General features: G+C 52.4%; 9 protein-coding genes. 1 reads left to right on the top strand and 8 read right to left on the bottom strand.

Going from position 1 to position 14,411, the window contains the following annotated elements:
- Nucleotides 1–134 precede the first annotated feature (134 nt).
- The 7 genes from ACO0LN_RS16970 to ACO0LN_RS16940 all read right to left on the bottom strand — a co-directional run bounded on the left by ACO0LN_RS16970 (nt 135) and on the right by ACO0LN_RS16940 (nt 5,160).
- Entirely contained in the window at nt 135–875 is a 741-nt protein-coding gene (locus tag ACO0LN_RS16970; RefSeq protein ID WP_422975783.1) for a lysophospholipid acyltransferase family protein, read from the bottom strand.
- A gap of 167 nt (nt 876–1,042) precedes the next feature.
- Nucleotides 1,043–1,363 carry a 1-deoxy-D-xylulose-5-phosphate synthase gene (locus ACO0LN_RS16965; protein ID WP_422975781.1) on the bottom strand — a complete coding sequence of 107 codons (321 nt, stop codon included), beginning with the start codon at nt 1,361–1,363 and terminating at the stop codon, nt 1,043–1,045.
- An 8-nt stretch (nt 1,364–1,371) separates the two neighbouring features.
- Nucleotides 1,372–2,658: a dihydroorotase gene (locus ACO0LN_RS16960; protein ID WP_422975779.1), complete on the bottom strand. Its 1,287-nt coding sequence runs from the start codon at nt 2,656–2,658 to the stop codon at nt 1,372–1,374.
- Between the two features lie 7 nt (nt 2,659–2,665).
- A complete protein-coding gene (locus tag ACO0LN_RS16955) occupies nt 2,666–3,637 on the bottom strand; it encodes an aspartate carbamoyltransferase catalytic subunit (protein WP_422949513.1) in 972 nt (323 codons plus the stop codon).
- Nucleotides 3,630–4,151, bottom strand: a complete 522-nt coding sequence (pyrR, locus tag ACO0LN_RS16950) for a bifunctional pyr operon transcriptional regulator/uracil phosphoribosyltransferase PyrR (RefSeq protein ID WP_422975777.1) — start codon at nt 4,149–4,151, stop codon at nt 3,630–3,632. The genes ACO0LN_RS16955 and pyrR overlap by 8 nt, the downstream gene beginning before the upstream one ends.
- Nucleotides 4,148–4,543 carry a Holliday junction resolvase RuvX gene (gene ruvX / locus ACO0LN_RS16945; protein ID WP_162057723.1) on the bottom strand — a complete coding sequence of 132 codons (396 nt, stop codon included), beginning with the start codon at nt 4,541–4,543 and terminating at the stop codon, nt 4,148–4,150. Before ruvX ends, pyrR begins: the two co-directional genes overlap by 4 nt.
- A complete protein-coding gene (locus ACO0LN_RS16940; protein ID WP_422975934.1) occupies nt 4,543–5,160 on the bottom strand; it encodes a YqgE/AlgH family protein in 618 nt (205 codons plus the stop codon). Before ACO0LN_RS16940 ends, ruvX begins: the two co-directional genes overlap by 1 nt.
- A 147-nt stretch (nt 5,161–5,307) precedes the next feature.
- On the opposite strand from ACO0LN_RS16940, the gene ACO0LN_RS16935 reads away from it, so the two are divergent.
- Nucleotides 5,308–6,807, top strand: coding sequence for a cryptochrome/photolyase family protein (locus ACO0LN_RS16935; protein ID WP_422975775.1), 1,500 nt, complete (start codon nt 5,308–5,310; stop codon nt 6,805–6,807).
- A gap of 546 nt (nt 6,808–7,353) precedes the next feature.
- Here the strand turns inward: ACO0LN_RS16935 and ACO0LN_RS16930 are convergent.
- Nucleotides 7,354–14,307, bottom strand: coding sequence for an Hpt domain-containing protein (locus tag ACO0LN_RS16930; RefSeq protein WP_422975773.1), 6,954 nt, complete (start codon nt 14,305–14,307; stop codon nt 7,354–7,356).
- Nucleotides 14,308–14,411: the final 104 nt, after the last annotated feature.

Raw genomic sequence — 14,411 nt, 5'->3', positions numbered from 1 at the left:
TCTATGCGTAGAAAAGGACGACAAAAATTTCTGGGCTCAATCCTTATCGCTGATCGCTATACCCTTGTATGTTTTGGTAATGATACGCTTCAAGAATACGGATGAGTAAGGCTATCGATCCAAATTAAAGTAAATCAAATTTCGTCACTCAGCCCTAATTCTTTCATCACCGCTGCACGCGCCACTTGCGCCACTTCCCTGCGGTGCGCACCTTCGGTAGGAATCGCAGGCAAGCGTACCAGTTCTGCCGTCATGCGCGGTGCCAGCAGGATGATGCGCATGCTTTCTGCAAAAGTCATGTCACCAATAAAATCAGCGGCAGGGTGAAGCTGCCCCTGCGCATCAAGATAGCGCACAACAAAGGGTTGCACAGGTACATGTGCTTCTATTGCCGCTTCAAACAGGTTGGCGTGAAAAGACAGCAAATTGCCTTGCGCTGCTGTTGTACCCTCAGGGAAAAACGCAATGCGCTTGCCTGCTTCTATCTGATGTACCAGGCCCTCATAGATACGGCGCACATCGCGCTGCCTGCCGCGTACCAGAAAAATTGTACCGGCCTTTTCACATAACCAGCCCAGCAAAGGCCAGTTGCGGATGTCTGACTTGGCGACAAAGTGGCAAGGATGCAGGGTATTGATGACAAAAATATCCAGCCATGACACATGGTTGGAGACTATCATCGCAGACGGATTCACAGCCCCCTCGCTTTTATCCTTAAAAGCAACATCCACAGTACAGATGGCCAGCAATTTGACCGACCAGTGACGAACCAGCTCATCTCGCCTGGCATCAGAAGAAAACGGAAAGATCACGGCACAAGTCAGCAGACCTGCCGTGAGATGGAGAAATATCCGGAAAAAATGCCAAACGATCATACTGACTCACAAAAATACTCACGTAGAGTAACAATTAAAAATAGCCAAGCTGAATAAACAAAAGCTGGAGTAAGGCTATACCTGCCTGTACTCCCACTCATCCCACTCTTCCCACTCAATCAAACGAATTTCACACTGAGCAGTTTGGATCACGACCTCAGCCTGCTTCAGGCACGCAGTCTTGCCACTTCCTCTTTGGCATCTTCATCAATCAAGACACTCACTGACTCTGCATAATGCACATTGGAGCCGCGTTTTTTGACACCTGAAATCCAATACTCTTCATGGGTATCGGCGTCAAAAAAATTACCGGATACTCCACCTCCGGTACATGCCTGCAAGGATTTTCCACGGTAGTAAACTGTTCGCCCTGTTTTGGAAAACTCAACCCACCCTATGCGCGCAGCAACGCCATTGATCAAGCCGTTTTTATTTTCCACATACATGACGCGTCTTTGTTCGCCACGGGTAAGTTGATTACTTTTCATCTGCGATGTTAATGCAAGGTATCAAAGGCAATATGCCCTGACACTATCGTGGCCTTGACCACGCCTGGCAATTCATAACCCAGGAAAGGCGTGTGCTTGCCCTGACTGGCGAGGGCTTTGGCTTCTACCTTCCAGCGTGTGACAGGATCAAAGATGCAGATGTCGGCTGTCTGGCCTACGGCGATGTGCCCGGCTGGCACACCTGCCACTTTTGCTGCATGCTGACTAATCTTGGACAGGGCCAAAGTCAGGCTAACGTCACCACGGCTGTCTTCTGCCCATTTCAGTGCCAGTGACAACAATAATTCCAGGCCGGTGGCACCGGGTGAGGCCTCAGCAAAGGGCAGCAATTTTTCATCATCATCGACCGGTGTATGGTCTGAGCATATCGCATCGATGGTGCCGTCTTTCAATGCCGCAGAAATGGCATCGCGGTCACGCTGGCTGCGTAAAGGCGGGGTCAGGCGGGCGTTGGAATCAAAGAAACCGATATCGGCGTCCGTCAGATGCACATGGTGAGCACCAACGTCACAGGTCAGCGGCAAGCCCTCTTTCTTGGCCTTGCGTATCAACTCAAGACCAGCGGCAGAAGAGATGCGACACAGATGTACTTTCGCACCAGTAGCACGCATGAGTTCAAACAGGGTATGCAAGGCAATCGTCTCTGCCATGACAGGTACGCCAGACAAACCCAGACGTGAAGCCAATGGGCCGCTGTGGGCGACACCACCTTTGCCAATGTAGGCATCTTGCGGACGCAACCAGACGGTAAAGCCAAAGGTGGCGGCGTAATCCAAAGCTCTTTGCAGGGTATTGGTATTGGCAATGGTTTCTTCTGCCTGTGAAAAACCTATGCAGCCAGCCTGAGTCAGCTCAGCCATCTCGGTCAAAGATTCACCTTTCAAACCGACGGTCAATGCACCCAGCGGATAAACGTGGGCCTTGTTTTGCATGCGCGCTCTTTGCTTGAGCATTTCTACCAGGCCAGATTCATCAAGCACAGGGTCAGTATCTGGCGGGCACACCAGGCTGGTGACGCCACCACGCATGGCAGCTTGTAATTCAGATTCCAGCGTGGCCTTGTATTCAAAACCAGGCTCACGCAGGCGGGCACTCAGATCGACCAGACCAGGGGCAACGATCAAACCTGTTGCATCAACAGTTTTATTGGCAACGAAGTCGGCAGGTGCCTGACCTATAGCGACGATCTTGCCTGCAGCGATAAACACGTCCTGTACTGCATCGGTAGCACTTGCCGGATCAATCACGCGGCCATTTTTGATATGTATCTTCATATTCTCCTCACACCCCGCCGCTGTTGCCTGCAACGATGCTCATGACCGCCATGCGCACGGCGATACCAAAAGTCACTTGTGGCAGTATCACTGCCTGCGGGCCATCGGCCACGGCAGAATCAATTTCCACACCACGATTCATGGGGCCAGGATGCATGACGATGGCGTCTGGTTTTGCCAGCGCCAGACGTTCCGGCGTCAGTCCATAACTCTTGAAATATTCTTGCGCTGAAGGCAGCAAGGCACCGCTCATGCGTTCATTTTGCAAGCGCAACATGATGATGACATCGACGCCTTTGAGACCTTCATCCATGTTGTTGAATACCCTTACACCCATTTGCTCCAGGCCACCTGGCAGCAGAGTACGTGGGCCTATCACGCGTACTTCCGGCACACCCAGCATGGTCAATGCATGGATATCGGAACGGGCGACGCGGCTGTGCAAGACGTCACCGACAATGGCGACTGTCAGGTTGGTGAAGTCTTTTTTGTAGTGGCGTATGGTGTACATGTCCAGCAAACCCTGGGTGGGGTGAGCATGGCGACCATCACCGGCATTTACCACATGCACATGATGTTGTTTGGTGTCGTTCAGATGCTTGGCGATCAGGAAAGGTGCGCCTGAAGTGGCATGACGCACGACAAACATGTCGGCATGCATGGCTGCCAGATTGTCGATGGTGTCGAGCAGGGATTCACCCTTGCTGGTACTGGAAGCGGCGATATTGAGATTGATGACATCTGCCGACAAGCGCTTGGAGGCAATCTCAAAGGTGGTACGCGTGCGGGTAGAGTTTTCAAAGAACAGATTGAAGACACTTTTGCCACGCATCAGCGGCACTTTTTTAACTTCCCTGTCGCTGACGCTGACGAAGGAAGATGCGGTATCGAGAATATGGTTGACGATGGCTTTCGGCAAGCCGTCTATCGTCAGCAAATGCTGGAGTTCACCGTGTTTATTGAGCTGGGGATTATGCATGATCGACAGAGATGCTGAAAGTGCCATCATCTGCACGTTGCAGATTGACAGAGATGGCGGGTTCAAATGAGGCGGTATGGGCTACAAAATCAGCAGCCACCGGCAATTCGCGGCCACCGCGATCTACCAGGGTAGCCAGCATGATGCGGGCCGGACGGCCATAATCAAACAATTCATTGATGGCGGCGCGGGTGGTGCGGCCTGTGTACAAGACATCATCTACCAGGATGATTTGTGCACCATCGACATCGAAAGGAATTTGCGTAGGTTTGACTTCGGCATGCAGGCCTTTGGCGGCATAGTCGTCGCGGTAAAAAGATACATCAATACGACCTGCTTTATTCGTTAAGCCCAGGTCTTGCACCAGGCGCTCGGCTATCCAGGCACCGCCGGAGTAAATGCCAACGATGGCCAATTTGTCTTGTGCCAGCGCATGTGGCCTGATTTGCTCCAGTAGCTGCTGATACAGGGTTTCTGCATCAAGCTGGGCAGCATTAATCGTCGTGGTAGTCATGGCGTTTCATCAAAATATTGTTGCAGAATAAGGGCAGCCGCATCGTCGTCGATGAACTCGCCACGCGAGCCTGAGAGTACGGCAGAAGAATAGCGTTCATCGACCAGCACGGCAGGCAGGTTGAAGCGGCCATTAAGCTGATTCGCAAAGCGCTTGCAGCGCTGTGTCATTTCGTTATCGGCACCATCGGGGTGCATGGGCAAACCTACCACGCACAGCACAGGCTGCCATTTTTCTATGAGCTTGGTGATGTCGGCAAATTTGCCGTCATTGGTAGGAGCGTGGATGATGCTGAGTGCTTCAGCCTGGCGTAAAAAGGTATTGCCAACGGCAACGCCTATGCGCTTTAAACCAAAATCAAAGGCGAGTACCGTACCTTCGCTTGCAGCCATCAGGCATGCCCCGCTTCGGCTGCCAGCATCAATGGGTCTATCCCCAGCAATTTAATGGCGGCGGCAAAACGTTCTTCCAGCGGTAAATCGAACAGGATGCGTGCATCAGCAGCGACTGTCAGCCAGCCATTGGCCAGTATCTCCTGCTCCAGCTGGCCAGCCCCCCATCCTGCATAACCAACGCTGATCAGGACTTGTTCAGGCCCGTCACCGGCTGCCACGGCTTCCAGCACATCGCGTGAGGTAGTGAAGGCTATCTCATCAGTTACTTTTAATGAAGATGAATAAGCACCGACCGGTGTATGCAAGACAAAGCCACGGTCATCTTGTACCGGCCCGCCAAAGATGACAGGGCGTTTGCCTATGGGGTGGGAGTCGGGGATGATTTCCAGCTTCAGGTCTATGCGATCAAACAGGCCAGCCACGGTCAGTTCTATGGGGCGGTTGATGACCATGCCCATGGCACCGCGCGGGCTGTGCTCGCATAGATAAATCACCGTGCCTCCAAAGACGGGGTCCATCATGGATGGCATTGCAATCAGGAAATGATTGGTTAGATTCAATTCCAAATTGTTATCGTCTTCGCTTTTCACATGAAATTTATGTCTGGAAGTCATCGGGGCCGACTGTGTTGCATCGTCGTGCAGATTGGTATGTAGTGATTTTGTTTGCTTCGCCATAGTCACATTTTAGCATTTTTAGCGTGCATTTTCGATGTGTGCTAAGGTGCCACACTGCGTTTTGACCACACTATCCGACAGATCATGCAAGAAAACAAAGCCCATAAAGCCCATTACCCTCGTTCGCTGGTCTGGTTCCGCCGCGACCTGCGTAATTTTGACCATGCTGCCCTCTACCATGCCCTGCGGCAAAGTGATGAGGTCTGCTGCGCTTTTATCTTCGATAAAACAATATTAGACAATTTGCCAGAAAATGACAGGCGCGTTGCCTTTATTCATGAAAGTATTCTTGAACTGGATCAAGAATTACAGCAGATGGGCAGTGGCTTGCTGGTGCGTTATGCCCATGCAGAAACAGCTATACCTCAACTGGTGGCCGAGCTTGGTGTGGATGCCGTGTTCGCCAATCATGATTACGAACCACAGGCTGCGACCCGTGATGAGTCTGTCAGGCAAAAATTATCAAAACGAAATTGTGCATTTCTGAGTTTTAAAGATCAGGTTATTTTTGAAAAGGCCGAAGTCTTGTCGCTGGCGAATGCGTCCTTCTCTGTTTTCACTCCCTACAAAAATGCCTGGCTGAAAAAATTCCATGCAGAAGGAAGCGACTTTTATTCGCGCTCTTACCCTATAGAAAAATATGCGCACAAGCTAAGCAGCATCTCAGCGCAAACCATACCGACGCTGGCCGAAATGGGCTTTGCATTGGCAGCTGAGCGCCGCATGCCTGTTGCCGCAGGCATGTCGGGTGCAAAGGCTTTGCTGGAAGATTTTGTGGGCCGTATGAAGCTATATGACCAGTCGCGTGATTTTCCGGCAATCAAGGGGCCGTCTTATCTGTCAGTCCATTTGCGCTTTGGCACGATATCGATACGTCAACTGGTGCAGGAAGCCGTACGGCAAATGCGCATCTCTGCCAATCGCGGTGCAGAAATCTGGTTGTCTGAACTGGTCTGGCGCGACTTTTATTTCATGATCTTGCATCACCACCCGCATGTGGCAAGCCGCTCCTTCAAACCAGACTATGACGCAATACAATGGGAAACCGGCCCACAAGCGGACGCCAACTTCGCCGCCTGGTGTGAAGGCCGCACCGGCTACCCCCTGGTCGATGCCGCCATGCTGCAACTAAACCAGACCGGCTACATGCACAACCGCCTGCGCATGGTCACCGCCTGCTTCCTCATCAAAGACCTAGGCATAGACTGGCGCCGCGGCGAAGCCTATTTCGCCGAACACCTGAACGACTTCGACCTCTCCGCCAACAACGGCGGCTGGCAATGGGCATCCTCCTCCGGCTGCGACGCCCAACCTTACTTCCGCATCTTCAATCCCATCACCCAGTCAGAAAAATTCGACGCTGAAGGCAAGTTCATCAAACGCTACCTGCCGCAACTGGCGAAACTGGACAAGCGCAGCATCCACGCGCCGTGGAAGGCTGCACCGCTGTTACTGGAGCAGGCTGGGGTCAAGATAGGCAAGGATTATCCGTTTCCGCTGGTTGAACATGATGTCGCGCGCAAGCAGACTTTGACGCGGTATGCGGTGGTGAAGAAGGTGGCTACGCATGGTGAGGATGAGTGACGCTTGAAGGCTTGATTAACCGGCGCTGATAGCAATGTGTTGATGTGGTTTTGACGTTGGTTTTGACGTTGGTTTTGACGTTGCTGTTGTTGTTGATTTTGAAGTTGCTTTTGACTTTTGCAGTTCCCATGTGTAGACGCCATTTGTGCTGTACAGAAAATGGATTGAGAAGAGCCGCTGTCTGAGCGTAGCGAGTTTCGGATCTTCCCATTTTTTGTACTGCATAAATGGGAACCCCCTTTAGGGGGCGGCTACGCCTGGGTCGCTTTTTTGGCTTACCTTTTTGGCGAAGCAAAAAGGTAAGTAGCTGCCGGTCTACCACCGGCCTGCAATCGTAATTCAATACATGTCTGCATTAAAAATCTGTGGCAGAAAATCCCGTACAGTGTGCAATGAACGTCGCTGGAGCGCCAGCCCGGTGGAATGACGACTTTTAGTGCACGGCAATTCAATCGCCATAAATGACAACGGCAAAAAACCAATACCAAAAACAAAAAAACAGAGATCACTCTCTGCTTTTTTGACTATCTGAAATCTACAGCCTAATTACACTATCACCGCAGCATCTTTACCCAGGAAGCCCATAATCGCCCCCAATAAATCATCCTCACGATACGGCTTACCAAAGTACTCATTCACACCGAGTTCTTTTGCATAGTTACGATGTTTATCCGCAGTACGCGAAGTAATCATGATGATAGGGATATGGCTGGTACGTGAATCGCTGCGGACGTTGCGTGTCAGATCGAAACCATCCATGCGTGGCATTTCGATATCAACCAGCATCACGTCTGGTGTGACTGACTGCAACTGCTCCAGCGCATCAATACCGTCTTTTGCCAGGATGACCTGATAACCCTCACGTGTCAGCAAACGCTGGGTCACGCGGCGTACGGTCAGGGAATCATCAACGACCATGACGGTATGCTGGGTCCGCAAGCCCTGTACAGGTTCGGCCTTGGCGACTGCCACTTCGGTTGCTGTATGCAGGTTGGCAACCGCGCCCATTTCAGGTGTGGCTTCTGTACCCAGTTGTTGCAGACGTGCATGTTCATGCTCCATGCGTTGTGCCAGCGGTACCGGGTTCAGGATCAGAACGATTTCACCGGAACCGAGTACAGTCGCGCCGGCGATACCTGTCATACGTGCCAGTTGCGGGCCGATGTTTTTAACAACCACCTCGCGGTTACCCAGAACGTCATCGACGTGAATCGCAACACGCTCGCCACCGCTCTTCATGATCAGCAGCGGGCTGTATTGCTGTGTCATCGGTGTAGCATCGTCCTGACCCAGCATGGAGGACAGGTAGTACAAGGTCACGCGCTGACCTTGCCACATGACTGCGCCATCGTTATAGGCATTGGCCAGGGCATTCGATTTCAGTTGCTGCACTTGCTCGACCAGAACGGAAGGTACGGCGAAGGTACGGCCACCAGAACTCAGCAATACTACCTGCGTCACAGCCAGTGTCAACGGCAGGCGAATCGTGAATTCAGCGCCTTTGCCTTCATTGGTAGTTACTTCAACACGACCACCCAACGATGCAGCTTCGGAACGGACCACGTCCATACCAACGCCACGACCGGCAAGTTCAGTGATTTCTGTCGCTGTCGAGAAACCGGGTTCGAAAATCATGTTGGCTGTTTCGAGCTCGCCAGGATTATCTTCATTGGTAATCAGACCAACGGACAGCGCTTTTTCGCGGATGCGGGTCAGGTTCAGGCCCTGGCCGTCATCGCTGAAGCGGATCACAACTTCATTACCTTCCTGACGGATTTCAATCAGCAATTCACCGGTTTCTTCTTTGCCATTGTTACGCCTTTGTTCGCGGCTTTCGATACCGTGGACAATCGCATTACGCAGCAAGTGCTCGAAAGGACCGGCCATTTTTTCCAGAACGCCCCTATCCATCTCTACCGTTGCACCGCGGATATCCAGATTGACGCGTTTATCGACTTCTTTGGAAGTCTGACGGGTCACGCGATACAGACGCTCGGAAATACTGGCGAAAGGAATCATACGCACGCGCATCAAATCCTGTTGCAGGTCACGTGTCAAACGCGCCTGTACCAGCAAGTCATTCGATGCGCCGTCGATGGTACGGGTCAAGTTGGTTTGTACTGTGGCCACGTCGCTGACGCTTTCGGCCATCATGCGTGTCAGTTCTTGCAAGCGGGTGAAGCGGTCAAACTCAAGCGGATCAAATTCACGGTCACCAGAGAGTGCCATGCGTGAAGTGATCTGGGTTTCTGCCTGGATTTCAACTTCACGCAACTGGTCACGCAGACGGTTGACGTTCTCTGTCAACTCGCTGAGGGACGAGCGCAAGGTGCTGACTTCATTTTCCAGACGTGAACGCGAGATGGAAACTTCACCGGCCTGGTTAACCAGACGGTCAAGAATATCGGCACGCACACGCACCAGTGTCGCTGGCGTATTGGCTGCCACGGCAACCGGTGCTGTCGCTTCCCTGGCCGGTATGGCGCGGGTCATGAGCGGCACGACAGGCGTCAGGTTGACCAGTTCATTGATGACTACTGGCGCATCAGTATTGGTCGCGGCCATTTGCTCCTGGAACTGATCCAGTTCCTGAGCGGCAGTCAGAGGTGCATCAGTTTGTACTGGTGTTGCATGTGCTTCCGGATGCAACAGACGGTCAAACATGTGCATGCTGTGGTCATGACGTGCCAGCAAATCATCCAGCAGGGAGACGCGCACAGCACTACCACCATGCATCAGTGTCTCGATGCGTGATTCCATGTCATGGATGTGCTGACCCAGGCCCATGGCACCCGCCATACGTGCACTACCTTTGATGGTATGCATGATACGGGCGATGGCTTGTGGGGCTGCCATGTCGTCCGGCTTTTCTTGCCAGGTGCGCAGCAACTGACCAACCATAGGCAGCAAGTCATTACCCTCTTCTATGAAGACAGGCAACAAGTCCATATCCAGATCGTCACGGATCTGTACAGTACCGTCACTGGCCGGAGCAACATATTCAGGCGCAGCCTGAACAGCCGGCGTAAAGCTTGCCGGTGTTGCCAGTGTTGGCGATGCTGCCGGGATAGCTACTGCTTCGACTACTTCTGGCTCGGCAACAGGCTCAGGCACTGCTACAGGTGCAAGCTCAACGACAGCAGGTTCAACGACAGAATCGGGCTCAATGACAGGAGCAAGCTCTGCATGCGTTTCCACCGGATGGATGTCATCCATGGCGTCAAGCATGATAGAGCCAATGCGGTCAGTAATGGTTTCTGCCGGTGCTTCTGGCTCTGGCAAGGCCGCGGCGATGACAATTTCTGCTTCCAGCGGAGTTTCAACAGCCAGCTCTTCTGCAGTCAACTCCTCTGACAATTCTTCGTCAAGGACAGGCAAGGCTTCCAGCACTTCTGCTTGATCCAGGTTGAACTCTGGCTCAGCCAGTGTTTCGGTAACGACTGGTATGTCTGCGGTAATTTCTTCAGGCGCATCAAGCGTATCAGGCGCCTCTGTCGTCAACAATTCTGTAGCAGCCAGATCAACCGATGGCAACTCTTCTGACAGAGATATAGGATCGAGTTTTTCATTGGTGGAAGTGATGAATTCTTCATCTGCACCTGCGTTGGAACGCTCGATGACGACTTGCAACAAATGTTCAAGCTGACGTATTTCTTCTGGTGCGGATGCTGCCATTTCTGACAAGGCAAACTTTTGCAGCATACGTTTGGCAGAGTCCAGCGAACGGTCCAGCACGTCGTATTCTGATTCCAGCAATACGACAGGATGACGTTCCAGTCTTTGCAAGACAAATTCCAGGCTATGCGCCAGTTCTTGCAAAGGTTTGAGACCGACGGTTGCGGAGCTGCCTGCCAGAGAATGGCTTGCATGGATCGCATGTGTAGAAACATGACGATGCGGCTCATGTCTCCACTCAGCAAAGTCTTGCACCAGGAAACGGACGATTTCATCTGTCTCTGCCATGTAGATGGAATACAATGGCAGGCTGATTTCTATATCGCCAATGCGCTTGATATTGTCATCCACACTAGGCGCGGGCACAGACAGATCAGGGAAGTCGATGATTTTTGCCGTAGCAATTTCAGCGACCTGGGCGACAGGGGCAACTTCAGGTTCTTTGATGGCTTCTGCTTCAGGCTCATCGCTGGCAATGCTCAGTTCAGGCAAAAGGCTCTCAGCAGATGCGGTGACAGAATCTGCCAGCTCCAGGAGTTCTGGTTCTGGCACAGACATAGCTGCAACTGGCAAGTCGCTCGCTGCTATTGCTATGGCTTCTGACAATTCCAGTGAAGGCACATCTGCCACGGTTTCAGACAACAATTCAAGAGGAGTGTCTTCTGCCGGCGTTACGTGATCAATTACGTGATCGCTTATGTGCTCCCCTACATGTTCCGCAGCCGGCTCTGCTACCTCGGCCACCAGAATTTCTTCCGGTACAGCTTCCAGTGGCAATTCTGCCACCAGTTCTTCAACATCTGGAACCGGCATATCTTCTGCCGCGACTGCCACTTCCAGTGCACGGTCGAGAGGCAGTATATCTTCTGGCAAACCTGCTTCCTGAACTTGTACAGGTGTATCCAGCGTCAGTTCAGGCGAGCTGGTGAATGCTGGAGTCTCTGTCGCATTAATCTCGACAAGAGCTGGATGCTCAGCATGTTCAGTTGCTACAGTGAACTCTGGTACTGAAGGCACCGATGGCACTTCTGCCGCAGTCGGTTCAGCATCGACCAGTTCTACCGGCGTGAATTCAAATGCATCAAGCTCGAAAGTTGAAGGCTGGGTTGCTGGCGCAGCGGCCACTTCTTCCACGGCAGGTGAAGCCGCGAATTCAGTTTCTGCGATCTCGGCAGCTTCGGTAATTTCGGTAATTTCGGTAACTTCAGGCAGCGCAGCAGGCTGAATTTCTTCAACAACTGGAGTAGCGACGACTGGTTCTGGCTCAGCAACCGGTGCGGCGACCACCTCAGGAATATCCTGATAATCCTCGCCTGCCTTGACACGTTCAGCGGCAGCGATAATAGCTTTACCGGTGCGTGCAGAGACACCGTTTTGTTTCAGTTCACCCACCCACTCAACCATTTCACGCGCAGTGCGGTCCAGCAGGGCGTATAGGTTGTCATCGCCACTACGTGAGTCAGACAGCCACAGGTTCATGACCTGTTCTATGCTCCACGCTGCTTCGCCAAATACCATCAGGCCAACCATGCGGCCACTGCCTTTGAGGGTATGGAAGGAACGGCGCAAGCTGGTCAGGTATTCCTGGTTGTTGGTATCTTTTCTCGACAGCGGCAAGGTAGTCTGGACATACTCCAGCACCTCATCGGCTTCCATGAGGAAGATTTCCAGCAATTCAGCATCAATCGCATCATCACCTTCAGGAATATCCTGAGCCGGTGCGGCAGCAACGGCGGTTTCAACTGGCGGTGTTGTCACTATTTCCTGCAAGGCACCCGAGCCACTTGTGGCATCGGTTGCGGCCAGCAGGGCAATGGCCGACTTCGCACGTTCTGAAGCCGCAGTATCGTCCAGCAAGATAGCCACGGAACGCTCGGACTCCAGCGAACTCTTCAGTTGTGCCTGAAGGCGTGCGTCTTCTGGCGCAGCTGCCAGAGATGCTGCCAGACGGGCAGATTCTTGTTGCTGCTGTGCCAGCTCCTGCTCGGCTGTTTGCAAGATGGCGACTTTAGGTTCCTGGCCATGCGCTTCATCGCCAGGCAAATGGATGTCTGCGCTAGGCAGCAATTCCTTGCTTGCCTGGGCTTCCAGCAAATTGGAACGGAACAGGCCGGCTTCTTTGTCGAAGCTGAATTTCTTTTTCGCGGTTTCAGGCTGAGAATGCAAAGTTTCAATAAAGAAAGACAATGCACCTATGTTTTGCGCCACATTTTCATGGGCGGCAGCTTGCGCAACCGGATCAATCGCATCTTCTTCTTTGAAGCTGCTGATCATCTGACGTGTATGCTCAACTGCAGCCATAGCGTCGTCCTGATCCAGCATGGCCAGAGCGCCACCGATCTGGTGCAGATTGCCGTCAATGGGTTTCAGCGTTTCTTTGTCAGCAGGATTGCGGAAATACTCATCCAGCACTTTTTCTATATGACGCAGGCTGGACTGCATTTCAGCAACCAGCACACCCATGGTCTGACGTTGTTGCGCTTCGCGGGAAATCTCCCCCATCCAGCTGGCCTGGGTTTGTGGTGTTTCACCGGAAACTACAGACAGCAAACGGGTCGTGATTTCTTCAGCGCGCTCAGCAAAATTGGCTGGCAGGCGTGTGACGTGATCAAGTGCATGTTCAACAAACAGCAGGCTGGTGGCCAGTTCTATGCCAAGCTTGCTGCCATCTGGCGAATGCGCGACACTGCGGGCAATGCCGTTCAGTTCACGCAAGAGTTTTGCCAGTGCTGGCGCATTCAGACCTGCACCAGTATCGGCCAGGTCGGTCATTTTTTGGGAGAATTTTTCTGCCAGGCCAGTTTCGCCATTGGCTATCCTGCCCCACAGGTTTTTGACTGCTGACAATTGTTCTTTTGCCGCTGTCAGTGCACCTGCCGTGATCTGACCATAATTCTTTTTGTCGTAATCGACTGGCACTTTGTCATCAAGCTGGTAAGCCTTGCGTACCCGGGTGACAAAAGGAGAAGGGTTTTCAACCTGGGCCAGGAAAAACAGGGCATCGCGCAACAGGCGCTCAGGGATGGTGCTGACACCTTCTACCAGGCGACGGATTTGCAGATTGATGCGGCCAAATATCTGTTTGACATATTGCTGGTTGTCGATAGCACCATGACCTACAGCTTCAACAAAAGCGCGCATGACGACCCAGAAAGCCTTGGCTTGCGAGTTGGTCTGGCCATTTTCGATTTCCGCAATCATGTCATGCATGGATTGCGTGGCAGCGCGTTGTTGTTCCTTGTCTTTACTAGTCAATACGGTCAGCAAAAGCTTTTCAAAACGCTGGCGCAAGCCGGTATAACTGATCGCCACAGCCTTGCTGCTGACAGCCAGTTCAGGTATCTGTTCTTTGGCGGACAGGGATGGGAAAAACAAGTCAGCCGGATGTATTCTCTCGGCACCCTTGAGTTCGAGCAGGGCGCGGTAGTACGGGAACAGGCGAACAGGCTGGTGCAGTGAACCAGACAGCAAATCTTCCAGATAGCGCAAGACCGCATGGAAGGCATCGACGATGACTTCAACATTTGCCTGAGTCATCTCAAGCTGGCCGCCTTGCAGGCGTTCGAGTAATTCTTCTATGGTTTCTGTAACGATGGATACACCATCGATATCAACTATCTGCAAGGCACCATGGGCCTGGTGCAGATAGCTTTTTGCATGCAATAAGGAGGTAGGGCGGGTTTCAGTGTCCTGGCCAAGTGCTTCCGTCAGCATCTTGCCAGCATTCGTGATTGCTTCCCGCACTTCTCCCATCACCCAGGATAGCGGCCCGATGTCGAACTGCTCCTGTGGAAGATCTGGCGATTTTGAAAAATCGGATGTCATGCGTACTCCGCAAACTCAAGGGCAATGGACCGCGGTCCATCGCCGTGCAAATATGATAGGGTTGCAGCTAGTGGACTGTAACAGTGAAAACTCGAGTGAAGGAT

This window comes from Undibacterium sp. TC9W (assembly GCF_049339865.1).
GTDB lineage: Bacteria > Pseudomonadota > Gammaproteobacteria > Burkholderiales > Burkholderiaceae_D > Undibacterium.
The sequence above is the reverse complement of the archived record's forward strand: the minus strand, read 5'-3'. Positions and strand labels throughout refer to the sequence as shown.

Coding starts and splice junctions, on each gene's coding strand:
- ACO0LN_RS16970 (WP_422975783.1), bottom strand. CDS start 875: ATGATCGTTTGGCATTTTTTCCGGATATTTCTCCATCTCACGGCAGGT.
- ACO0LN_RS16965 (WP_422975781.1), bottom strand. CDS start 1,363: ATGAAAAGTAATCAACTTACCCGTGGCGAACAAAGACGCGTCATGTAT.
- ACO0LN_RS16960 (WP_422975779.1), bottom strand. CDS start 2,658: ATGAAGATACATATCAAAAATGGCCGCGTGATTGATCCGGCAAGTGCT.
- ACO0LN_RS16955 (WP_422949513.1), bottom strand. CDS start 3,637: ATGCATAATCCCCAGCTCAATAAACACGGTGAACTCCAGCATTTGCTG.
- pyrR (WP_422975777.1), bottom strand. CDS start 4,151: ATGACTACCACGACGATTAATGCTGCCCAGCTTGATGCAGAAACCCTG.
- ruvX (WP_162057723.1), bottom strand. CDS start 4,543: ATGGCTGCAAGCGAAGGTACGGTACTCGCCTTTGATTTTGGTTTAAAG.
- ACO0LN_RS16940 (WP_422975934.1), bottom strand. CDS start 5,160: ATGACTTCCAGACATAAATTTCATGTGAAAAGCGAAGACGATAACAAT.
- ACO0LN_RS16935 (WP_422975775.1), top strand. CDS start 5,308: ATGCAAGAAAACAAAGCCCATAAAGCCCATTACCCTCGTTCGCTGGTC.
- ACO0LN_RS16930 (WP_422975773.1), bottom strand. CDS start 14,307: ATGACATCCGATTTTTCAAAATCGCCAGATCTTCCACAGGAGCAGTTC.